Raw genomic sequence first — 25,262 nt, 5'->3', positions numbered from 1 at the left:
TCCCCTCCCCCTGTGCGACATCCGAGTGCACAGTACCGGCCGGGAATCGCCGAAGCCGAGCGTGCGACCGCTCAGGATCGCGACAAGGCCGAATTACTCAGCGTTCGACGAGCTTTCGTACCGAGGTTGGCAGATCGCGGGTGCGCTGGTACGGGCCCGACACCGCCGCACCGTAGGGACGGGCGAGCAGCGTGCGGGCGATATCGCTGACTTCCTCGGTGGTGACGGCGTCGATGCGGGCCAGGGTGGCCGACACACTGCGGTGGTTGCCGTAGCTGAGTTCGCTGCGGCCGATGCGGTTCATCCGGGAGGCCGAGTCCTCGAGACCGAGAACCAGTCCGCCGCGCAAAGAGCCCTTGGCCCTGGCACATTCGGCGTCGGTGACACCGTTGACCGCGATCTCGTCGAGCACGTCACGCGCCAACGTTGTTACCTGGCCGAGGTTTTCGGGCTGGCAGCCGAGCGAGACCGAGAACGCGCCGGTGTCGGCGAAGGTGTCGACGCTCGAGTACACCGAGTAGGCCAGGCCGCGTTCTTCCCGGATGCGTTGGAACAGACGGGAACTCAGGCCTCCGCCGACGATGGTGTTGAGGATCGACAGTGGCCAGCGTTGCTGGCCTTCGTGCCTGCCGAACGCGCGTACACCGAAGGCGAGGTGGGTCTGTTCGCTGTCGCGGTTGATCCTGATCAGCCCGGGTGCGCCCTGCGCGCGGAACTTGCCCTCGCGACGCGGCGCGGGTTCGGCGGCGGTGTCGAGGTGCGGCCCGAACGCGCGGTGCACCAGTTCCACGACGCGCTCGTGCTCCACATTGCCCGCTACCGCGACCACCATGCGCTCGGGCCGGTAGCGGCGCTGATGGAAGCCGCGCAGCTGGGCGGCCTGCATGTTCTCGATGGATTCGACGCTGCCGATCACCGGGCGCCCGATGGGATGGTCGCCGAACATGGCGGTGAGGAAGGAGTCTGCGACCAGGTCTTCGGGGTCGTCGTCGCGCATCGCGATCTCTTCCAGGACCACCTGGCGCTCCACGTCGACGTCGACCGCGCGGCACAGACCGTTGAGCACCACGTCGGAGACCAGGTCGACCGCCAGTGGGAGGTCCTCGTCGATGACGTGGGCGTAGTAGCAGGTCTGTTCCTTGGCGGTGAAGGCGTTGAGTTCGCCGCCGACCGCGTCCATGGACTGCGCGATGTCGAGGGCGGTGCGCGTCGGTGTCGCCTTGAACAGCAGGTGTTCGAGGAAGTGCGCGGCGCCTGCCACGGTGGGGCCCTCGTCGCGCGAACCGACGCCTACCCACACCCCGATGGAGGCGGAGCGCACGCCGGGCACGTGTTCGGTGACCACTCGCAGACCACCGGGTAGCACGGTGCGGCGAACCCCACCGTCGGTGGAGACATCATCAGCGGATTCGGTATTCGACTCGGTCAACTTCGGCTCTGTCACCCGATCCCCAATTGCGGCGTCTACATCGGACGCGGTATCCGATTCTGTCAGCTTCGGCTTCGTCACCCGATCCTCGATAGCGGCGTCCACATCGGGCGCGGTATCCGATTCGGTCAACTTCGACGTCGTCACCCGATCCCACCGGACGGCTGTTCTGGCATGGTTCCTCAACCTCTCGAATGGGAGCTGGCGACGTGCGCGAAATGCCTCACTACGCAGGCAGCAGGCACGAAGGCCGACTCCGCGATTCTATGCGCCCATCGCCCCCGCCCGTGCATCGGCCCTCGTCGCCGGGTCCTCGCTCGCGAACCCGCGGGCACCGGATCCGCGCCCGTCGAGGACCTGCGCGATCCGGGCCAGCGCCGCCTCGCCCGCCATCGCCCAGTGCGTGGCGTCGATGCCGTGCCGGTGCACTGTGCCCTCGACAGCGGTGGCCCAGCTCGCCGCGCCCCGCGATCCGCTCGGGTCGTCGACGGTGGCGGCGAAGTAGACGAGGTCGCCGTCGAAGCGACGCGGGCGGTAGTCGTCGACCATCCGCATCGAGGCGGTGGCGGCGTCGATGATGCGGGCGATGCGGGCGCGGTCGAGTGCGGCCAGTGGTCCGCCGATGCCCGCGGCCGCGGCGGCGAGGCCGTCGGTGTCGAAGGCGAGATCGGCACCGGCGAGGCCGCCGAGCAGGTCGCCGACGGTGGGCATCGGGGTCTGTTCGGGTCCGTCGCCGAGCCAGCTGTCCATCATGGCCAGCTGTGCCACCTGCTCGCCGTCGGCTTGCAGGCCGGTGGCGACGGCGTGGGCCAGTAGCCCACCCAGCGACCAGCCGAGCAGGTGATACGGACCCTGCGGCTGCACTGCTCGGATGGCGGCGATGTAGCGCTGCGCCCAGGCATCGATGGTGACGGGCAGCGGTTCGTCGGCGGTGAGGGCAGGCGACTGCAACCCGTAGATCGGGCGCTGCGGGTCGAGGTGGCGGGTCAGTCCGGCGAACGACCAGGACACACCGCCCACGGGGTGGATGCAGAACAGTGGTGCGCCGGTGCCGCCCGCACGCAGCGGTAGCAGTACCGCGAACGCGTCGTCGCTCGAATCGTCCTCGGCGCGTAGCCGTTCCACGACGACGGCGGGAGTGGGGTCGGTGAAGAACCACGCCACCGGCACCGTGCCGCCCAGCGCGTCACTCAGTCGCGAGGACAGCTGGACCGCGGTGAGGGAGTTGCCCCCGAGGTCGAAGAAGTTGTCGTCCATGCCGATTCGATCCAGTCCGAGCACCCTGGCGAACGCGCCCGCCACGAGTCGCTCGGTCTCGGTGATCGGTGCCCGATAGGTCGCTTGGCGAAGTTCCGGGCGTGGGAGGGCGCCGCGGTCGAGTTTGCCGGAGGCGTTGACCGGCAACGCGTCCAGCTCGAGTACCACCGCGGGCACCAGGTAACCGGGTAGTTCCGCGGCCAGGGTCGAACGCAGTGCCGCCCCGTCGAGGAACGAATCACCCTGCGCCACAGTGATATCGGCGGTGCCATCAGCGCTGGTACCGGCGGCGATACCGGCAGCGTCGAATGCCTGGCCGCGCGACGCGACGACGTAGGCGACGAGCCGATCCGCGCCGACCCCGGGTATTACGGCGGCCGCCGCCTGCGCGACCCCCGACTGCCGCTGGAGCGCGGCCTCGACTTCGCCAAGTTCGATGCGCTGCCCGTTGAGCTTCACCTGCGAATCGACGCGACCGACGTATTCCAATGCGGGAGTGCTTGATCCGCGCAGCCGGACAAGGTCACCGGTGCGGTACATCCGTGCACCGCCCGTTCCGAATGGATCCGGCACGAACCGCTCAGCGGTGAGTTCGGCGGACCCGATGTACCCGTGTGCGAGTTGCGCACCGCCGACATACAGCTCGCCGGTAACCCCGGGCAGCACAGGCCGCAAACGGGCATCGAGCACGTAGAGCCCGGTGTTCCACACCGGCACACCGATCGGCACCGTGACGAGGTCGTCGTCGGTCACCACGTGACTGCTCACCTGCACCGCGGTCTCGGTGGGCCCGTACAGGTTCACCACGTCCGCGCCGGTCAGCGCCCGCACCTGCTGAGCCAGTGCCGCGGGCAGGGCCTCGCCGCCCGCGAACACCCGTCGCAGCGACCCGCTCGCGATGCCGTCGGGCTCGGCGACATAGGCCGCGAGCAGGGTCGGCGCGAATTGCACTGTGTCGATGCGGTGTTCGGTGATCAGCTCGGCCAGGTAGGCCGGATCGCCGTGGCCGCCGGGGCGGGCGATCACCGTGCGGGCACCCACCCGCTGCGGCAGCAGCAGCTCCCAGATCGAGGCGTCGAAGGTCGTCGGTGTCTTGTGCAGCACGGTGTCGCCGGCGGCGAACTCGAAACGCTGTGCCAGCCAGTCGAGTTGGTTGACGATCGCGCGGTGCGACACACCGACACCCTTGGGCAGGCCGGTCGATCCGGACGTGAAGATCACGTACGCGGTGTGCTCGGGCAGTAGCGGCTGCACGCGCTCGGCGTCGGTGATCGGCCCCGCCGGGTAGGCAGTGAGGTCCACCGTGTCGAGGGAAACCGCGTCGAGCCCGCGCAGCGGGAGCTCGGCGCCGTCGCGGCCGGTGGTGAGCACGCACGCCGGTTGCGCGATCCGCAGGATGCGGGCGACGCGCTCGGCCGGATGGTCGGGATCCACCGGCACGTAGGTGCCACCCGCCGCCAGCACCGCGTACACCCCGACGAGCAGCTCTGTCGACCGGCGCACGGCGACGGCCACCGCGGAGTCCGGCCCCACACCGTGTTCGATCAGATGACGGGCGAGCCGGTTCACCCGCGCCGCGAACTCGGCGTAGGTGAGAACCGTGTCACCGTCGACGAGCGCGGGGGCGTCCGGTGTCGCAGCGACCTGGCGATCGAACGCTGTGGGCAGAACGTCGGCACGCCGGGTGACGTCCGGCAGTGTCATCTCGCTCGGCGCTGCGGCGACTCTGCGGTCGGATTCCGCTGAGCCGCGAGCGCTCTCGATGAGGGCGTCGGCTGCCATTGCGATCCGTGCACCGGCCGTGTCGGAGATCCGACCCGGATGCGCGGTGTCGCACCAGCTGTCGAGCATCCGATGGTCGTCGTCGGTGAGCAGGTCGACATCGCCGACCGATTCCTCCGGGTTCGCTGTCACCGCGTCGAGCATCCGCACGTAGCCGTCGGCGATGCGCGTCGCCGTCTCGGCGTCGAACAGATCGGTGGCGTAGGTCAGGCTCACGGCGCAACCACCGTCGGTGGTGCCGGTGAGTACCAGGTCCAGGTCGAACTTGGCGATGGCGGCGTCGGCTTCCAGTCCGGTCACGGTGAGGTCGGGCAGGACCACCTCGACCGGGCTCGCGGCCAGGTTCTGGAAGGCCAGCATCACCTGGAACAGTGGGCTGTGCGCGGCGGAGCGGTTCGGGTCGAGCACGTCGACGAGCCGCTCGAACGGCACCTCCGCATGCTCGAAGGCATCCAGGTCCACCCGCCTGGTCTCGCGCAGCAGCGCGGTGAACGAGGCGGCAAGGTCGACATCGGTTCGCAGCACCAGCGTGTTGACGAACATGCCGACGAGATCGTCGAGTGCCTGCTCACCGCGACCCGCCACCGGGGTGCCGATCGCGATGTCGCCGGTGCCGCTCAGCCGTGCGAGCAACGCGGCCAGCGCGGCGTGGGCGACCATGAACTCGCTGACGTCGCTGCGACGGGCCAACTGCCCCACCCGCTGCCAAACAGACTTCGGCACAACAGTGTCGATGCTCGCACCACGGTGCGATGCGACAGCCGGACGTGGCCGGTCGACGGGGAGTTCGAGCAGCCCGGCCAGCCCGGCCAGTTCGCCGCGCCAGAATCGCAGCTGCCGTGCGGCGACCGATTCCGCGTCGTCCTCGCTGCCCAGCACCGCACGCTGCCACAGCGTGTAGTCGGCGTACTGGACTTCCAGTGGCGCCCAACCGGGTTCGGTGCCCACACGACGGGCGAGGTAGGCGGCGGTGGTGTCGCGCAGCAGCGGCCCGGCGGAGAATCCGTCGGCGCTGATGTGATGGATCACCACGACCAGCACGACTTCGTCGGTGGCACAGCGCAGTACGCGCACCCGCACAGGCGGTGCGACGGTGACATCGAATCCACGCCCGATCTCGGCCGCGACGATCGCCGGTACCGCGATCGGATCGACGGTCTCCACCACCGGCGCAGGCACGAACTCCCACACCGTCTGGTGCCCGATCCCGTCGATCGCGGGGTAGGCCGTGCGCAGCACCTCGTGCCGGTCGAGCACATCGGTGACCGCGGCGGCCAGCGCACCGGCATCGACATCGCCGGTGAGCCGCACCGCGATCGGGATGTTGTAGGCGGCGGACGCGGGATCGAGGCGGTTGAGCAGCCACATGCGCTGCTGGGCCGCCGACAGCGGAATCCGCGCCGGTCGTTGGCCCGACATCAGCGCGATTCCCGCGCCACTGCCTGCCCGGCCGTCGAGCACCGCGGCCAGGTCGGCCACGGTGGTCGCTTCGAACAGGGTCCGCACCGGCACCCGGGTCGACAATGCCGCGCCGAGTCGGGCCGCGACCCTGGTCGCGATGAGCGAGTTGCCGCCGAGTTCGAAGAAGTCGTCGTCGAGCCCCACCTGCTCGCGCCCCAGCACCGCACCGAACACCTCGGCCACCGCCCGTTGCGCCGCACTGACCGGGGCCCGGAACGGCCTTGCCACGAATTCCGGTGTGGGCAAGGCTTTCCGGTCGAGCTTGCCGGAGGTGTTGAGCGGGAACGCGTCGAGCACGACGATCACCGACGGCACCATGTACGACGGCAACACCGCGCCCACGGCAGACCGCAGGGCAGCCGGGTCCAGCTCGGCGCCCGGCGTCGGCACCGCGTAACCGACGAGCCGATCACCGGTCGCGCTCGGCGAGACCACCGCCGCCGCTTGACTGACCCCGTCCAGCCCCTGCAACGCGGTCTCGATCTCGCCGAGCTCGATGCGCTGACCACGGAACTTCACCTGGAAGTCGATGCGTGCCAGGTAGACGAGCACGCCGTCGCGAGTCCAGCGCACGAGGTCGCCGGTGCGGTACATGCGGGCACCCGCCGTGCGGGACCCCGCGAACGGGTCGGCGACGAAGCGATCCGCCGACAGGTCGGGTCGGCCGAGGTAGCCGCGCGCCAACTGCGCACCGGCCAGGTACAGCTCACCGGCGACGCCTGGCGCCACCGGCCGCAACCGCTCGTCGAGCACATAGACCCTGGTGTTCCACTCGGGCACACCGATCGGCACGGTCTGCCCGGTCGCGCCGTCGGCAGGCCAGGCGGTCACCGATACGGCGGCCTCGGTGGGCCCGTACAGGTTGTGCACGGCCGCAGCCGATTTCACCCGCAGCGCCGCCACCGTCTCCGGGGTGAGTGCCTCGCCGATCGCGAAGACCAGCCGCAGGCTCCGCAGCTGATCGGCCTCGGCGTGCGCGGCGAACATCGCCAGCATCGACGGCACGAAGTCGACGACGGTGATCCGCTGCGCGGCAACCAGTTCCGCCAGGTACAGCGGGTCACGGTGTCCGTCGGGTGTGGCGAGCACGAGGGTCGCTCCGGCGGCGAGCGGAGCGAAGAAGCCCCACACGGACAGGTCGAACCCGGCCGCCGACTTCTGCAGGTACACGTCGTCGCCGTCGAGACCGTACTGTTCGATCAGCCAGGCGATCTGATTGCGAATCCCGGCATGGCTCATCGCCACACCCTTGGGCTTGCCGGTCGATCCGGACGTGAACAGCACGTAGGCGAGGTTCGAATCACGCAGCGGCGCAAGACGTTCGCCGTCGGCGACCGGGTGGTCGGCATAGCCGTCGGTGTCGAGGTCGTCCACCGTGACAACCCGCGGGTTCGAGCCGTCGGCCGCGAGGACGCCCCCGGCTGAGTTGTCGAAGCTCACCCCCGCCGATGCGCCGGATCCGACGACCGCAGCAGCGGCAGCGAACTGGTCCCGAATCGTGGTCAGTACGAGGTGGGGACGGGCGGTGTCGAGGACCTGCGCGATACGTTCGGCGGGGTGGTCGGGGTCGACGGGCACGTAGGCACCACCGGCGGTGAGGACCGCGTACATCGCGACGACGAGGTCGATCGAACGCCGCATCGCCAGAGCGACGAGGACATCGGGGCCGACGCCCTCCGCGATCAGATGACGGGCGAGCCGGTTCACCCGCTTGCCGAAGGCGGCGTATGTCAGTTCCGTGCCGTCGAAGACGAGCGCGGTGGCAGCGGGATGGGTCGCCACCTGAGCCTGGAAGGGCGTGAGCAGCGTCTCGGTGCGGTCGATTTCATGGGCGGTGGCATTCCACTGCTCGAGAATGCGGTGCCGCTCGGCGGGCTCGAGCACATCCAGGGAATCCAGCGCAGTGTGCGGTGCGGCGGCGACGGCGGTGAGCAGCCGTTCCAGACGGGCACCGATCGTCGCGGCGGTCTCGATGTCGAAAACGTCGTGCGCGAAGGTGAGTACGCCCGTGACACCGGCGGCGGTCCCGTCAGCCGCGTACTCGTCGCTGACGATGAGGTGCAGATCGAATTGCGACAGCTCGTTCTCGGTATCCAGCCCCGACACGGTGATCCCGGGCAGCGCCAGTTCGGCCCGCTCGAAGTTCTGGAACGAGAAGCCGACCTGGAACAGCGGATGCCGGGCGGTGGAGCGGGTCGGATCGAGCACCTCGACGAGGCGTTCGAACGGCACCTCGGCATTGGCGTACACCGCGAGGTCGGTCGCGCGCTGGCGAATCAGCAACTGCCGGAACGACTCTCCCGCCCGCAGGCGGGTGCGGAAGACCAGTGTATTGACGAACATGCCGATCAAGTCTTCGAGCGCGGCCTCGCCACGCCCGGCGACCGGTGTGCCGACGGTGATGTCGGCGCTGCCCGAGAGTCGCCCGAGCAGGGCGGCGAACGCGGTGTGCACGACCATGAACAGCGTGGCCCCGGATTCCCGAGCCAGCGCGCTGAGTCGGGCGTGCGTATCCGCGTCGAGTGTCACCGGCACGGTCCCGCCGGCGAGATCGCGCACCGCCGGGCGTGGGCGATCCAGCGGCAATGCCAGCTCATCGGGCAGATCGGCGAGTTCGCCGCGCCAGAAGTCGAGCTGGCGGGCGGCCATCGAGTCCGGGTCGGCTTCGTCGCCGAGCACGGCGCGCTGCCACAGCGCGTAGTCGGCGTACTGCACCGGCAGCGGCGTCCACCGCGGTGCCGCACCGTCGCGGCGTGCGAGGTAGGCCGTCATCAGGTCACGCACCAGCGGCGGCATCGACGAACCGTCGGCGCTGATGTGGTGCACCACCATGGCCAGCACCGCCTCGTCGGCGCTGATCCGGTACAGCACCACCTGCCACGGCACACCCGCGGTGACATCGAAGGTGGTGGCGGCCAGCGCCGTCACCGCTCCCATGATCTCGGCCGCGTCGACATCGTGAACCCGCAGTGCGACACCGGCTTCGGCGGCGGACAGGATCCGTTGCTCCGGTCCGGCGGCGGTCTCGGGGTAGAAGGTTCGCAGCACTTCGTGGCGACCGATGAGATCGTCCACCGCGGCGGCGAGCGCGTCCAGGTCGAGCACGCCGCTGAGCCGTACCGCGATCGGCACGTTGTACCCGGCCGAATCCGGATCGAACCGATTGAGGAACCACATGCGCTGCTGGGCGGGCGAGAGCGGAAGCGAAGCAGGGCGCTCCCCCGCCACCAGCGCGAGTCGGGCCAGGCCACCGTCGGCGTCGAGCGCGGCGGCCAACGCGGCAACAACCGGCGTCTCGAAGATCCGCGCCACGGGCACCTGCCGGTTCGTCGCCGCCCCGAGTCGCGCGGCGACCCGGGTCGCGATCAGCGAGTTGCCGCCCAGATCGAAGAAATCGTCATCGGCGCCGACCAGTTCGACACCGAGCACTTCGGCGATCACCGCGGCCACCAGTCGCTCCGACGGTGTCGCGGGTGCCCGGAATTCCCGCACAACCAGCGCGGGTGCCGGTAGCGCCCGCCGATCGAGCTTGCCGGAGGCGTTCACGGGGAACTCACCGAGCACTACGAATGCGCTCGGCACCATGTAGGCCGGAAGCGCTTGCTGCAATGCGACTTTCACCACATCGATGTCGATTACCGGAACGGTCTGGGCGCCATCACGAGCGCCGGAGACAGATTCGGCGGCCACCGACGTGGTGTCGGCGGACGAAGCGGGAGCATCGTCCGCCGGCTCCGAGCTGACGACCGCGACAGCGTCGAGATCCGAAATCGCACCGGTCGCCATCGCACCGGATTCCGATGTGCGGGTAGACCCGCTCTCCCGGCTCTGTTGCACGGGAACGAGATACGCGGTGAGGTAGTCACCGGTGCCGTCGTCGCGGACGGTGACCACGGCACGTTCGACGGTGTCGAGTCCGGCGAGTACGGCTTCGATTTCGCCGAGCTCGATGCGAAGGCCGCGCAGTTTCACCTGGAAGTCGGTACGGCCCAGGTATTCCAGTTCACCCGAGCGGGTGCGGACCACGAGGTCGCCGGTGCGGTACATGCGGTCGCCGGGGGCGCCGAGCGGGTTGGCGACGAAGCGGTCGGCGGACAGGTCGGGGCGGCCGAGGTACCCGCGCGCCAGCTGGACGCCGGCCAGGTACAGCTCACCCGGTGTGCCGACAGGAACGGGGCGCAGGCGCGCGTCCAGCACGTGCAGGGCGGTGTTGGCGACCGGGGCGCCGATCGGCACCGTGGCGATATCGGCGTCGGTGACCTCGTGGAAGCTGACGTCGACAGCGGCCTCGGTGGGTCCGTACAGGTTGTGCACGGCGATGCCGGGGATCAGCGCGCGCAGGCGCTGGGCATCGGCGGCGGGCAGAGCCTCACCGGAAGCGAACACCTGTCGCAGCGAAACACATTCGGCGGCAAGCGGTTCGGCGAGGAAGGCCGTCAGCATCGACGGCACGAAGTGGACGACGCCGACTCCGGTGCGGGTGATGAGCTCGGCCAGGTACGACGGGTCTCGGTGCCCGTCGGGCCGGGCGACTACGAGGGTGGCACCGATCTGCAAGGGCCAGAACAGTTCCCACACCGAGACGTCGAAGGTGATCGGCGTCTTCTGCAGCACGGTGTCGGCGGCGTCGAGCAGGTAGGCATCCTGCATCCAGTCCAGACGGTTGACAATCGCGGTGTGGGTAACCGCGACGCCCTTGGGCTTACCCGTCGAGCCGGAGGTGAACAGCACATACGCCAGGTCGGCGCCGCGCAGCGGCCGGATCCGATCGGCATCGGTCACCGGGTCAGCGGCGAACCCGGACAGGTCGAGCGAGGCGGGCTCGACAGTGCGCGTCGTGTCGGGCAGGGCTGGGCTCGAGCCGGTTTCAGGGAAGTCGGCGGCGGCCAGCACGCAGACGGGAGCCGCGGTCGCCAGGACATCGGCGATCCGGTCGGCCGGATGGTCGGGATCCAGCGGCAGGTACGCGGCGCCCGCGGCCTGCACGGCGTAGATGGCAACCAGCAGATCGATGCCACGCCGCAGCCCGACACCGACGACCGCGCCGGGTCCGACCTGCTCGGCGATCAGCCACCGCGCGAGGCGGGCGACACGAACCGCGAACTCGCCGTAGGTGATCCGCTGTCCCTCGAACTCGAGAGCAATCGCGTCGGGGGTGCGCGCGGCCCGCGCCGCGAACAACGAGACCAGCGTGGCGTCGGTGTCGAGCGCAGCCGCGGTGTCGTTCCACGCCGCGAGCTGCGCGGCCTCGGCGGCATCGAGCAACTCGATCTCACCGACCGCGACGGTGTCATCGGCGACAACAGCGCTCAGCACGCGCACGAACCGCGCACCGAACGACGCCACCGTGTCGACGTCGAACAGGTCGGTGGCGTAACGCAGCCACCCGCGCATTCCGGGTTCCCCTGCGGCACCGACGATCTCAGTGATCGCCAGGGACAGATCGAACTGGGTTGTCGCGGCGGGCAGCGCGAACTCGTCGATCCGTAACCCGGGCAGTTCGATGGTGGTGTCCTCGCGATGCTCGAACGCCAGCATCACCTGCGCGATCGGCGAATACGACGTGGAGCGAACCGGATTCAGCTCGTCGACCAGCCGCTCGAACGGCAGATCGGCATTCGCGAAGGCCCGCAGATCGGCCGCCCGCACCTCGGCGAGCAGCTCACCGAACCCGGCACCGGCATCGACCGCCGTCCGCAATACGAGGGTGTTGACGAACATGCCGACGAGATCGTCGAGCGCGGCATCGGCCCGCCCGGCGACCGGCGTGCCGACGAGAACGTCCGCACCGGCACCTTGACGAGACAGCAGCACCGCGAACGCCGCGTGCACCACCATGAACGTGGACACCCCGTGTCGGCGAGCCAGCGCCTCGATCCCGGCGACGACATCGGCGGGCACATCGAACCCGACAGCCCCACCCACACCCGTGCGTACCGGTGGCCGGGGCCGGTCGGTGGCCAGTTCGAGAACCGGTGCGATCCCGGCCAATTCGTGACGCCAGTGCGCCAACTGCCGTGCCAGCCGCGACTCCGGGTCACTCGCATCGCCGAGCACGGCATGCTGCCAGAGGGTGAAGTCCGGATACTGCACCGGCAGTGGCTCCCACACCGGTGCGATCCCCGCGGCGCGCGCGGCGTAGGCAGCGATCAGGTCACGTGCCAGCGGCGTCGTCGACACACCGTCGGCGGCGATGTGGTGCACCGCGAGCACCAGCACATGCTCGGTCTCGTGCGAACCCGCACAAGCCACAGCAGCGGGACGCGAAACAGCACCGCCCACCGCCTCATCGGATCGGCGGTCCGCAGCTGCGACCCGCGCCTGGCGACGCAGCAGCGCGGCGCGCAGCGGGGGCTGGCTGGTCAGGTCGTAACCCTCGCCGATGATGGTCCGCACGGTGTCGGCCAGATCGGCCTCGGCGATCTCGCGCACGACGGTGGCGGGCAATACCGCCTCGACGGGCAGGACGACCTGGGTCGGGCCGTCGGCGTCTTCTGGAAAGACGGTGCGCAGTGATTCGTGCCGGTCGAGGACATCGGCGAGCGCCGCCCACAGGGCAGCGGTGTCGAGGTCGCCGGTCAGGCGCAGGGCGATCGGCAGGGTGTAGACGGCCGATTCGGGATCGATCCGGTTCAGCAGCCACAGGCGAGTCTGCGCCAGCGACAGCGGGATTCGATCGGGGCGTGGTTCCACGACGGTCAGCGGCGGCAACTGTTCGAGGCCGGTGCCCGCCCGCTCGGCGAGTCCGGCGACGGTCGGTGCGTCGAACACGTCGCGCACATCCAGCGCACTGCCGAGGGCCGCGTTGGCTCGGGCGACGAGCCGCATCGCGAGCAGCGAATTGCCACCGACGGCGAAGAAGTCGTCGTTGGCACCGATGCGCGCCACCCCGAGCAGTTCCCCGATCACGCCCGCGAGAGCGGTCTGCGCACCCGGTCGCGGCGCCACGTATTCGGTGGTGGTGGACAGGTCGGCGGCCGGCAGCGCAGCCCGGTCGAGTTTGCCCGCGGAGTTGAGCGGAACAGTGTCGAGCACGACCAGGTGCGAGGGCACCATGTACGCGGGCACCCGGCCCGCGACGTGCGCACGCACCGCCACGCTGTCGACCTCGCCCGCGACGTACCCGACCAGACACTGCCGCCCGGCATCGTCGATGGCGGGCAGCACGGTCGCGTGGGTGACGCCGGGTGCGTCGCCGAGCGCGGCCTCGATCTCGCCCAGCTCGATCCGCAGGCCACGGATCTTCACCTGGAAATCGTTGCGGCCCAAGTAGATCAGCGCACCCGTCCGATCACGGCGAACGAGGTCGCCCGTGCGGTACATGCGGGCACCGTCGGCCCCGAACGGATCGGCGACGAAGCGGTCGGCGGTCAGGTCGGGCCTACCGAGGTAGCCGCGGGCCAGCTGGTCACCCGCGAGATACAGCTCCCCCGCCACACCGCCGGGCACCGGGTGCAGACGCTCGTCGAGGACGTAGGCGCGCACGTTCCAGGTGGGCCTGCCGATGGGCAGCTCGGTCTGCTCGACCGGTGCCGTGATCCGCTGGAAAGTACTGGTGATCGCCACTTCGGTCGGGCCGTAGGTGTTGTGCAGCTCGCCGGGGATCGCGGCGAGCACGGTGGCAGCCAGCGGGGCGGGCAGTTCCTCGCCACCCACGTGCAGCATCCGCAGCCCACTCAGCGCGTCACCGAGCCCTTCGGCCAGCATCGCGGCCAGCACCGACGGCACGATCTCCATGATGGTGATGCCCTGCTCACGCACCACCCGCGCCTGATACGCCAGGTCGAGGTGACCGCCTGGACGCAGCAGCACCAGCGGGGCACCGAGCAGGGCGGGAGCCAGCAGTTCCCAGAGCGAGACGTCGAAGGTGAGCGGCGCGCGCTGCAGGAAACGGTCCGCTGCTGTCATATTGTATTCGCCACGCAGCCAGCAGATTTCATTGACGACGGCGCGATGCGAGATGAGCACACCCTTCGGTGTGCCGGTGGAGCCGGAGGTGAACAGCACATACGCCGGGTGCTCGGGGTGCAGCGGCGCGAGACGTTCGGCGTCGGTCAGCGGAGCTCCGGTGACGGTGCCACGCACTGATTCCTCGAGCTGGGCGACGGTGAGCACCGGGAACCCGGTACGCGACGCGGCAGCGAAATGTACTGAGGCCGTGGCGGATCGGATGCCACTGTCCACATGGTCGAGGTCTCCGGCGGACGCGACAACGACGAGTCGCGGCGTAGCGGTCGCCAGCACCTGCCCGATGCGTTCGGCGGGCTGGCCCGCGTCGATCGGCACGTACACGCCACCGGCGGCGAGCACACCGTGCAGCACCACCAGCAGTTCGATGCTGCGCGGAACGGCGACGGCCACCGGTGTTTCCGGCCCGACTCCGCATTCGATCAACCGGCGGGCGAACCGGTTGGACCTGGCGGCGAGCGCGCCGTAGGTGATCTCGACACCTTCGAACACCGCCGCGACCGCCTGCGGATCACGCGCGGCCGCCGCATCGAGCAGGTGCGCCGCGAGTGGGGCGCGCACGCCCAGCTCAGCCAGTGCACCCTCGAGTGCGACCACATCGCCGTGGGGACCCACCGGCAGCGTGATCTCGTCGGTGTCCGCGAGCAGGGCGAGGTCACCGACAGCGGTGCCGGGCGCCGTGACCGCGTCCCGCAACACCCGCTCGAGCATCCCCACCATCGTCGCGACGGTCTCGGCGTCGAAAAGGTCGGTGGCGTAGCGCAGTTCGAGGTCGAGGCCATCGGGCGCACCGTCGGGCGCGAAACGGTCGACGAAGGTGAAGTCCAGATCCACTTCGATCGGCGCGTCCGGCAGCGCCAGCCCCGACAGGGTGAGACCGGGCAGCTCGAACGCGGTCCTGCGCTGGTTCTGCAGTGCGAGCGAGATCTGATACAGCGGCGAATAACCCTGTGACCGAGCCGGATTCAGCGCGTCGACCAGGCTTTCGAACGGCACATCGGCATTGTCGAAGGCATCGAGATCATCCGCGCGGACCTCGTCGAGCAGATCGCCGAAGCGGGTATCGGCGCGGACCCGCGCACGCAGCACCAGCGTGTTGACGAACATGCCGACGATGTCGTCGAGCTCGCGATGGCCGCGACCGGCCACAGGTGTACCGACAACGATGTCGGCACCGGCCGAGAGCCGCGCCAGCAGCACCGAAAGGCCCGCGTGCAGCACCATGAACGGGGTGGCGCGGTGCGCACGAGCCAGCTCCTCGATCCCGCGATGCAGGTCGGCGCCGAGGGTGGTGGTGAAGGTGGCGCCCCGGTTGGAGGCGATCAGCGGCCTGCGCCGGTCGGCGGGCAGCGTCAAGACATCGGGCAAGCCCGCGAGCCGGTGGGTCCAGTACCCGAGCTGGCGGGCCAGCGGTGCGTCCGGGTCGTCGGCACTGCCGAGTCCCTCGGTCTGCCAGAGCGCGTAGTCGGCGTAGTGCACGGCCAGCGCGGGCAGCCGCGGTGGCGCACCCGCCACGCGGGCGGCGTAGGCGGTGACCAGATCGCGAGTCAGCGGGCCCATCGACCAGCCGTCGGCCGCGATGTGGTGCACCACGAGCACCAACACGTGTTCGGTCGCCGCCACCCGGAGCAGTGCCGCGCGCACCGGCACCTCGGTGGTGATATCGAAACCACCGGCGAGGACGGCGACCACCGCCGCGGGCACGTCATCGGCGTCGACATCGGCGACAGCGAGGTCGGGCACGAACGGTGATCCGACGAGCTGCGTTGCCTGCCCGTCGAATTCGGGATAGGTGGTGCGCAAGGTCTCGTGCCGGGCGATCAGGTCACCCAGCGCACCGCGCAGCGCGTTCGCGTCGAGTTCGCCGCTGAGCCGGATCGCGACCGGAATGTGGTACGCGGCGGAGTCCGGGTCGAAGCGGTGCAGGAACCACATCCGCTGCTGCGCGGGCGAGAGCGGAATCCGCTGCGGACGTTGACCTGCCACCGGTCCACGCCTGCTGCCGGTGCCACGCAACGCGTCCAGCCGCACAGCGAGTCCGTCGACGGTGCTCGCCTCGAACAGTTCCCGCACCGGCACCCGAGCATCGAGCGCGGCACCGAGCCTCGCCGCCACCTGCGTTGCCAGCAGGGAGTTACCTCCGAGTGCGAAGAAGTCGTCCCCCGCACCGACCCGGTCGAGGTCGAGCACCCCGGCGAAGGTCGCGGCGACGACCCGCTCGGTGGCGGAGGCAGGCTCCCGATAGTCGAGCTGGCGAGATTCCGGTGCGGGCAGTGCCCGGCGATCGAGCTTGCCGGAAGCGTTGACGGGCAACTCGTCGAGGAAGACGTAGGCGCCCGGAACCATGTAGGAGGGCAGGGTCGCGGCGATCGCGGAGTCGAGGTCGGCGGTGGTGGGGACGGCCGAAGCGGCTGGCCCCGAAACAGCTGGCGCGACGTCGACCGCACGAACCGGATCGGCTCCGTCGGAATCGGTGCCGCTGACCGTGGCGGCGATGTCGGCCTCGGGTGCGCCGACAGATCGGACGACATAGGCAACGAGCTGGTCGGGCCTGCCGTCGTCGGAGCGGACCAGGACGGCGACACGGCTGATGCCCGGCACCGAGGCGATCGCGGCTTCGATCTCGGCGGGCTCGATGCGCAGTCCGCGCAGCTTCACCTGGAAGTCGGTACGGCCCAGGTAGTGCAGCGCCGGGCCGTCGGGTCCCGTGCGCCAGGCGACGAGGTCGCCGGTGCGGTACAGGCGTTCGCCCGTGCCGAAGGGGTCGGCGACGAAGCGTTCGGCGGTGAGGTCGGTGCGGCCGTGGTAGCCGTCGGCGAGCTGCGCGCCCGCCACATACAGCTCACCCGGGACACCCGCGGGGACGGGGTGCAGGCGCGAATCCAGCACGTACACACGGGTACCGGTGACAGGCACACCGATCGGCACCGTGGCACTGCGCTCATCACCGACCTCGTGCGTGGTGACCTGGATGGCGGTTTCGGTGGGGCCGTACAGGTTGACCACGGTCGCGCCGGTGCTCGTGCGCACCCGCCCTGCCAGGTCTGCCGTCAGCGCTTCACCACCCGCGAACACCAATCGCAGCGAATCCGCCTGCGCGGAGGCCGGTTCCGCCACGACGGCGGCGAGTACCGAGGGCACGTACTGGACAACGCTCACCCGATGCCGCACGGTGGCTGCCGCCAGGTACGCCGGGTCGCGATGCCCGTCGGCGGTGGCGAGCACCAGCCGCGCACCGACCTGCAACGGCCACAGCAGTTCCCACACCGAAGCGTCGAAGGTGAACGGTGTCTTCTGCAGCACCACATCGTCGACACCGAGCGGGTATTCCCGCTGCAACCACAGCAACTGGTTCACCGCGGCCTTGTGCGGCACGGCCACGCCCTTCGGCCTGCCGGTGGAACCCGACGTGAACAGCACGTACGCGAGGTGCTCGGGGCGCAGCGGTGCCACCCGCTCGTCATCGGTGATCGGATCACCGGACAGTCCCGACAGGTCGAGCGTGTCGACCTCCAGCACCGAATCCCCATCGGCCACACCACTTCCGGCCGATGTCAGCACACAGACCGGTGCCGTCTGCCCCAGCACATCAGCGGTCCGCTCGACCGGATGATCCGGATCGACGGGCACATACGCAGCACCGGCCGCAAGCACCGCATGCACCGCGACCAGCTGCTCCACACCACGGCGCATCGCCACCGCGACCAGCGAGCCCGGACCCGCCCCGAGCCCGATCAGATGGCGGGCCAGCCGTGCGACACGACCACCGAACTCCGCGTACGAAAGCTCCACTGCTGCCATGGAATCGACAGCGGCACGCAGCATCTCGGGCACTGCACTCCCGGCGCGGTGTGCGGCGATGGCATCGGCCGCGGTGGGGTCGGTGTCGACGACCACGGCGATCGCGTCGGGCGTTGCGGCAGCTCGGTCAGCGAGAAGCGAGGCGAGAGTCGCGGCGTGGTCGGTCTCGGCGGCGGTGTCGTTCCACGTGGTCAGGATGTGGGTCTGCTCGGCGGCGTCGAGGAAGTCGAGGTCGCCGACAGCGCGTGCCGGGTCGGCGAGGACGGCTGTGAGGATGCGGTCCAAGCGGGTACCGAAAGTGGCGATGGTGGTGGCGTCGAACAGGTCGGTGGCGTAGAGGAAGGCGCCGGAAATGCCGGTGGGAGTGCCGTTGTCGTCGCGGTATTCGGTGAGGGTGAGCTCCAGGTCGAACTTGGCGACGCCGGTGGGCAGGTCGAAACCGGCGACGGTGAGGCCGGGGAGCGCGAGTGCGCTCCGGGTGTCCTCGTCGAGGGACAGCATCACCTGGAACAGGGGGTTGCGGGCGGTGGAGCGAACCGGATCGAGGACCTCGACCAGGCGCTCGAACGGCACGTCGGCGTGGCCGAAGGCGGCGAGGTCCTTCTCGCGGACCTGGGCGATCAGTTCGATGAACGGAGTCGCGGGTGTCACCTCCGTGCGCAGGACGAGGGTGTTGACGAACATGCCGACGAGATCATCGAGCGCGCGCTCACCACGCCCCGACACCGGCGTGCCGATCGCGATGTCGGTGGTCGCCGACAGCCGTGCCAGCAGCACCGCGAACACAGCGTGCGCGGCCATGAACACCGTGATCCCCTGCGCGCGAGCGAATTCCGCCAGTGCCCGATGGGTCGCGGCATCGATCTCGACGCCGTGCATCGCACCGCGCCGGGAAGCGACCGCCGGACGGGTCCGGTCGGTGGGCAATTCCAGCTGCTCGGGCACCCCGGCCAGCGCGTCACGCCAGAACGAGAGCTGCTTCGCCGCCACCGATTCCGGATCGGCCGCATCGCCGAGCACGGCATGCTGCCACACGGCGTAGTCGGCGTACTGCACCTCCAACGGCACCCAACTCGGGACCTCACCGACGGCTCGCGTGCTGTAGGCCGTGAGCACGTCCCGGATCAACGGTCCGAACGAGAACCCATCGGCCGCGATGTGATGCAACACGATGACCAGCACATACTCCGCAGCCGAATTCCCCGCCGAATCAGCATGTGTTGCCACTGTGTTCGCGGCAACGCGGAGCAAGTTCGCGCGGATCGGGGCATCGACGGTGAGGTCGAAGCCGGTGGCGGCGAAGGTGCGTACGGCGTCGGACAGCTCGGCCGCGCCCACGATGTGGGGGTGAACCTCGGGGATGAGGCCGGTCGCGGGGAGGATCTCGGCGATTGCGCTCCCGTCGCGCTCCGGGTAGCGGGTGCGCAGGACCTCGTGCCGGTCCAGCACGTCGACGATCGCCGCCTGGAGTGCGGCGATGTCGAGGGTGCCGGTGAGGCGGACGGCCATCGGGATGTTGTCGGTGGCCGAGCCGGGGTCGAAGCGGTTCAGGAACCACATGCGCTGCTGGGCGGGCGAGAGCGGAAGCGGATCCGGGCAGCGCCCTGCCACCAGCGCGGGGCCGGAGCCCGTTCCACGCAGACGGTCGGCCGCCGCGGCGAGGGTCAGCACGGTCGTGGTGTCGAAGAGCTGACGGATCGGGATGCGGATGTCGAGGTCGGTGCCGATGCGTGCCATCAACCGGGTGGCGAGCAGCGAGTTGCCGCCCAGGTCGAAGAAGTCGTCGTCGCGACCGACCCGGTCCAGGCCGAGTACCTCGGCGAAGGCCGCCGCAACGACCTGCTCCGCGCCGGTTTCGGGCGCGCGGTAGACGGCGGCTTCGAAGACCGGTGCGGGCAGTGCGGACCGGTCGAGCTTGCCCACCGGGGTCAACGGCACGGCGTCGAGGGCGACGATCGCGGCGGGCACCATGTGCGCGGGCAGGTGCGCGGCGGTGTGCGCGATGAGGGTCGCGGTGTCGATCGTGGCTCCGGCGACGGGGACGACGTACGACACCAGCAGGGTCGCGCCCGCATCGGTGCGATGGCCGATGGTCGCGGCGAAATCGACGGCCCGGTGGCGGGCGAGCACCGCGTCGATCTCGCCGAGCTCGATCCGGAAACCGCGCACCTTCACCTGGAAGTCGTTGCGGCCCAGGTATTCCAGGTCGAGCGAACCATCAAGGCGCACCCAGCGCACGGTGTCGCCCGTGCGGTACATCCGATCACCGGGCACACCGAAGGGATTCGTGACGAACCGGCCCGCCGTGAGCGCGGGCCTGCGGTGGTAGCCGCGTGCGAGCTGCGCACCGGCGATGTACAGCTCGCCGACGACGCCGACCGGCACCGGTCGCAGCCGCTCGTCGAGCACCAGTTCGGTGGTGCCCTCCACGGGCGCGCCGAGGGTGACAGGTGTTGTCGCGCTGAGCGGTTCGCTGATATTGGTGACGATGGTCGTCTCGGTCGGACCGTATCCGTTGCGGAAGATCAGTCCCGGAATCGCGGCGGTCCAGCGTGCCACCAGTTCCACGGGGCACGCCTCACCACCGACCACCACCACCCGCAGCTCGTCGAGCCCCTCCGGGTGCACCGTCGCCAGCGCCGAGGGCGTGATGACCACGTGGGTCACCCGCTCGACCCGCAGGAGTTCACCCAGCTCCGCCCCACCGAACACGCCGGCGGGCGCGACAACCATCGTCGCCCCTTCGGTCACCGTCAGCAGCAGCTCGGCTACGGAGATGTCGAACGACGGCGACGCCACATGCAGCACTCGCGAGTCCGCCGACGCCAGATACCGCCCCGCCTGCACTGGCAGATACGCCGCGACCGCACCGTGCGGAATCACGACACCCTTGGGCAGACCGGTGGTTCCGGAGGTGTAGATGACATATGCCGGATCGAGCGGATCCACCGCACGTCCACCCGCCACGCCGTTCGAGAAGGTGTCATCACCTGGCGAGATCGCGTCGTCGATGCCATCGACCGCGTCGCGACTATCACCGACTACTGCATCGGCGCCATCTGAACCCGCCGAATGAGCATCTCCGACAACGTGTTCCGCCGCATCACCACCAGCGCACACGGCAGTGCGTGCCAGCGGATCGACCACGAGCCAGTTCACCGTGGTGGGCAGATCCGCCACCACCGCATCGATGGTGATGCCCGCCGCCGCGCCGGAATCGGCGAGCATGTGCGCGATGCGGTCAGCAGGGTAGTTCGGGTCGACCGGAAGGAACCCCGCGCCGGACTTCACGACAGCCCAGACAGCGGTGACCGAGTCAGCGGAACGCGGAATACTCACGGCGACAAGGTCACCGGCGCCGATGCCGAGATCGGTGAGGCGGGCGGCCAGATGTGTGGAAACGGCGTCGAGCTCGCCGTAGGTCAGGGTGCGGGCGCCGTCACGGATCGCGATAGCGGTGGGGTCGGCGGCGGCGCGAGACAGCACTTCCGGCAGCAAGGGGGCTGGCGTCGACGGGCCGCCGGAGCGGGTGGTCAGCTCATCGGGCTCGGTGTCGATCAGCAAGGGCAGATCGGCGACGGGAGTGTGCGGGGCGGCGGCGATCGCGGCGAGCAGGCCGGTGAAGCGGCGCACCATGGCGATGACGGTCGGCTCGTCGAATAGTTCTGTGGCGTAGGAGAATTCGCCGGACAGCCCGTTGGCCGCGGAATCACGCACTGTCACCGAAAGATCGAACTTCTCGATGTCGTAGGGCATGTCGACCGCGGCGGCGCGCAGACCGGGCAGTTCGAAGGTCGTCGACGGCAGATTCTGTAGCGACAGCGCGACCTGGAACAGCGGATGGCGACCAGCGGAACGCGACGGCGTGAGCACCTCGACGAGCCGCTCGAACGGCAGGCTGGTGTGGTCGAACGCGGCCAGATCCCCGGCGCGAACGCGGCCGAGCAGCTCGGCGAACGGTTCCGCGCCGCGCACCTGGGTGCGCAGCACAGCGGTGTTGACGAACATGCCGATGACGTCGTCGAGTTCCGCCGCACCGCGTCCGGCAACCGGACTGCCGATCGCCACATCGGCATTGCCCGACAGCCGCGCGATCAGCACCGACAGCGCCGCGTGCAGCACCATGAACAGCGTCGCACCGTGTTCGGCCGCAACAGCATTCAGCGCGGTGACCACCTCGGCGTCGAGCTCGAACTCGACCCGGCGCCCGTGCATCGACGCGACGGCGGGGCGAGGCCGGTCGGTAGGCAGACTCGACTCGTCCGGCAACCCCGCCAGCGCCTCACGCCAGAACGCGATCTCCCGCCCGGCCCGCGAGTCGGCATCGCCTTCCTCGCCGAGGACAGCACGCTGCCACAGGGTGTAGTCGGCGTACTGCACCGGCAACGGCGCCCACTGCGGCGCCGCGCCTTCGGTACGCGCGTAGTAGGCAGCCATCGTGTCACGCACCAGCGGACCGGCCGACCAACCGTCGGAGGCGATGTGATGCACCACCAGCACCAATACGTGATCACCGTCGACCTCGAACAACCTGGCCCGAATCGGCGGTGCGGCAGTGACGTCGAATCCGCGCAGGATCACGGCGGCCAGCACACCCGGAAGTTCTCGAGCACCGACGCTGACCGGGGCCAGGTACCTCGCCACACCGTTGACCAGCAGGTTTGCCTCACCATCGAAGCCCCCCGTGCCAGCAGCGCGGACTCCACCACCCACGCCGACCGCCTCACCGGCGTCGGCCGCAAAGAGCTCCGAGTTCGACTCGGCGACAAGCATGTCGAGTGCGTCAGCGGAAGTGAGCACCTGCTGCGTTCCCACTCCGTCGACCTCGGGATACACCGTGCGCAGCACCTCGTGCCGAGCGATCAGATCCCCGACCGCCGCCCGCAACGCCGCCTGATCCAGTACACCCGACAACCGCACCGCGATCGGGATGTTGTAGGCACCGGCCTCGGGATCGAACCGGTTCAGGAACCACATCCGCTGCTGAGCAGGCGAGAGCGGCACCACCTCGGGACGCGGGCCCACGACGAGCGCGGGCCGGTCGTCGACCACGCCACCCTCGACCAGCTTCGCGAGTACCGCGACGGTCGGGCTGTCGAAGAAGTCGCGAACATCCACACGCACACCGAAATTCGCCTGCAACCGGCCGATGGCCCTGGTGGCGATCAGCGAGTTGCCGCCGAGGCGGAAGAAGTCGTCGTCCAACCCGACGGTCTGCACCCCGAGCAGCTCGGCGAACAATGCGGCGACCGAGCGCTCGGTCGCCGTGCGGGGCTCCCGGAATGCCGCGGCGGCAACCCGGAAGTCGGGTTCCGGCAACGCTTTCCGGTCCAGCTTTCCGCTGGCATTGATCGGCATCGCGTCCAGCCGCACCAGCAGCGACGGCACCATGTACTCCGGCATCGACGCCTTGGCGTGCGCGATCAACTCGGCCTCGTCGATGGCCGCACCGTCGACGCTCACCACATAGCCGACCAGCGCCTCACCCGCGGCGTGCCGATGCAGCACCACCGCGGCATTGCCGACCCGCGGATGGGCGGCCAACACGGCCTCGATCTCCCCCAGCTCGATCCGCAGACCACGCAGTTTCACCTGAAAGTCGGTGCGCCCCAAATATTCCAGCTCACCACGCGACTCACGCACCAGGTCACCGGTGCGATACATGCGCTCACCGGCCACACCGTAAGGGTTGGCGACGAACCGGTCCGCGGTCAGGCCCGGCCGCGCCACATAACCGCGCGCCAGCTGAACACCCGACAGGTACAGCTCGCCGACAACCCCGACGGGCACCCGATCGAGGTTCTCGTCGAGCACCAGCAGCCCGGTGTCATCGGCCGGGCCACCGATCGGCACCGACACCTCGTCGAGCGCGGTCACCTCGTGCGCGGTGACGTCGACCGCCGTCTCGGTGGGCCCGTACAGGTTGTGCAGCGCGGTCGACGACAGCTTGCGCAGCCGCGCGGCGGTGGCAGCGGGCAGCGCCTCGCCCGAGGCGAACACCATCCGCAACGACGACAGATCCACCTCGGGACCCAGTTCACCGACGAACGCGGCCAGCATGGACGGCACGAAGTGAGTCACAGTGACGCCATGCGCCGCGATCAACGACGCCAGATACGCGGGATCACCGTGACGACCCGGTTCGGCGACAACGAGCCGAGCGCCGATCTGCAAGGGCCAGAACAGTTCCCACACCGACACATCGAAGGTGTAGGGCGTCTTCTGCAACACCACGTCGGCATCGGTCATGCCGTAGCAGCGCTGCCGCCAATCCAGGTTCGCCACGATCGCCGCGTGGGTCACCGCCACGCCCTTCGGACGGCCCGTGGAACCGGAGGTGAAGATGACGTAGGCCGTATTGCCTGCGCGCACCCCGGAAACCACTGTGCCGGGCGCCGCGTCCCAGTCGATGTCATCGGTGCGCAGAACCGGCGCGCCGTTCAGATCCGGTTCATCGCGGGCACGCGTCACGACCACCACCGGCCGCGCCACCTCGAGCACATAGCGCAGCCGGTCCACCGGATGATCGGGATCCAACGGCACATACGCACCACCCGCCCGCACGATCGCGTGCACCGCGACGATCAATTCGACGCTGCGTCGCAGCGCCAGTCCGACCAGCGTCTCGGGACCGACACCCAACTCGACCAGCCGCGCCGCCAATACCCGCACCCTGGCATCGAATTCCGCGTAGGTCAGCACATCGTCACCGAACTGCACCGCGACCCGATCAGGCGTCCGAGCCACCTGCGCGGCGAACCGATCGACCAGCGTCGCGGCGGCCACCACCTCCATCCCCAACGCGGCCATCGCATCACCGGCCAGCGAATCCAGCAGCACACCGAAGGTCCCCTCGGCGGCATCGACCACGCCGGGGAACAGCTCGGCGAGCACCACCTGCACGAGCGTGTCCGCGTCCAGTGCCCCACCGGTGAGCTCGGCCATCAGCGTGAGCTGGGCATCGAGATCGGCATAGGACACCGCGGTGCCGTCGAACTCGACCGCGATCCGCGCCGGATCCATCGCCGCGACCGTCGCCACCAGCGCTGCCAGCTGTTCTGTTTCCGCGCGCGCCGGAGTGGGGTTGGTCATCGCACACTGCCTTCCATTACCGGCCGCGGGTAACGCCACGCGGCCGCAACAAACTCTCGGAACTCCCCGGCTCGCACCTGGGGTGAGGTGGATCGGCGCGGGGGTGGCCAACCTCGGGCACCCTGCCCGAAATCCACCCGCTCACACCGGATTCAGTGCGATCGGCTATGACACGATCGCGGCAATCCGGTTCGCCGCCACGCAACCAGCAATGACTCGGTTATCTCCCGACCTCCATCGTCAACCCCGACACCTGAAACACGCGTCCGAACACGAGGAGAAGCGTATTCGTTTCAATAATAAACCGGACCAGATTCAGTCAAAATCACGGCTGGGCGACCCCCTTTTCGACGCCGAGAACGGTCCAGCGATCCGACCGCGTACGCCGAGCCGACAGCGGTCGGCGCGCAGCTCCCGATGGGCGGCGTCACGGCTGTCGACACAGATTCTTACTGTGTCCGGACACACTAAG

General features: G+C 69.5%; 2 protein-coding genes. Both read right to left on the bottom strand.

What is annotated here, in order from left to right; all coding sequences use genetic code 11:
- Window positions 1-97 precede the first annotated feature (97 nt).
- Window positions 98-1,429, bottom strand: coding sequence for a M16 family metallopeptidase (locus ACFWPX_RS19575; protein WP_378928622.1), 1,332 nt, complete (start codon window positions 1,427-1,429; stop codon window positions 98-100).
- 264 nt (window positions 1,430-1,693) lie between these two features.
- Window positions 1,694-24,790 (bottom strand): non-ribosomal peptide synthase/polyketide synthase, encoded by a 23,097-nt coding sequence (locus ACFWPX_RS19570; RefSeq protein WP_378928591.1) that lies wholly within the window; start codon window positions 24,788-24,790, stop codon window positions 1,694-1,696.
- Window positions 24,791-25,262 lie beyond the last annotated feature (472 nt).

This window comes from Nocardia sp. NPDC058518, from assembly GCF_042719655.1.
Taxonomy (GTDB): Bacteria; Actinomycetota; Actinomycetes; order Mycobacteriales; family Mycobacteriaceae; genus Nocardia.
Note: the sequence above shows the minus strand (reverse complement) of the source record. Positions and strands in the feature narration are given on the sequence as shown.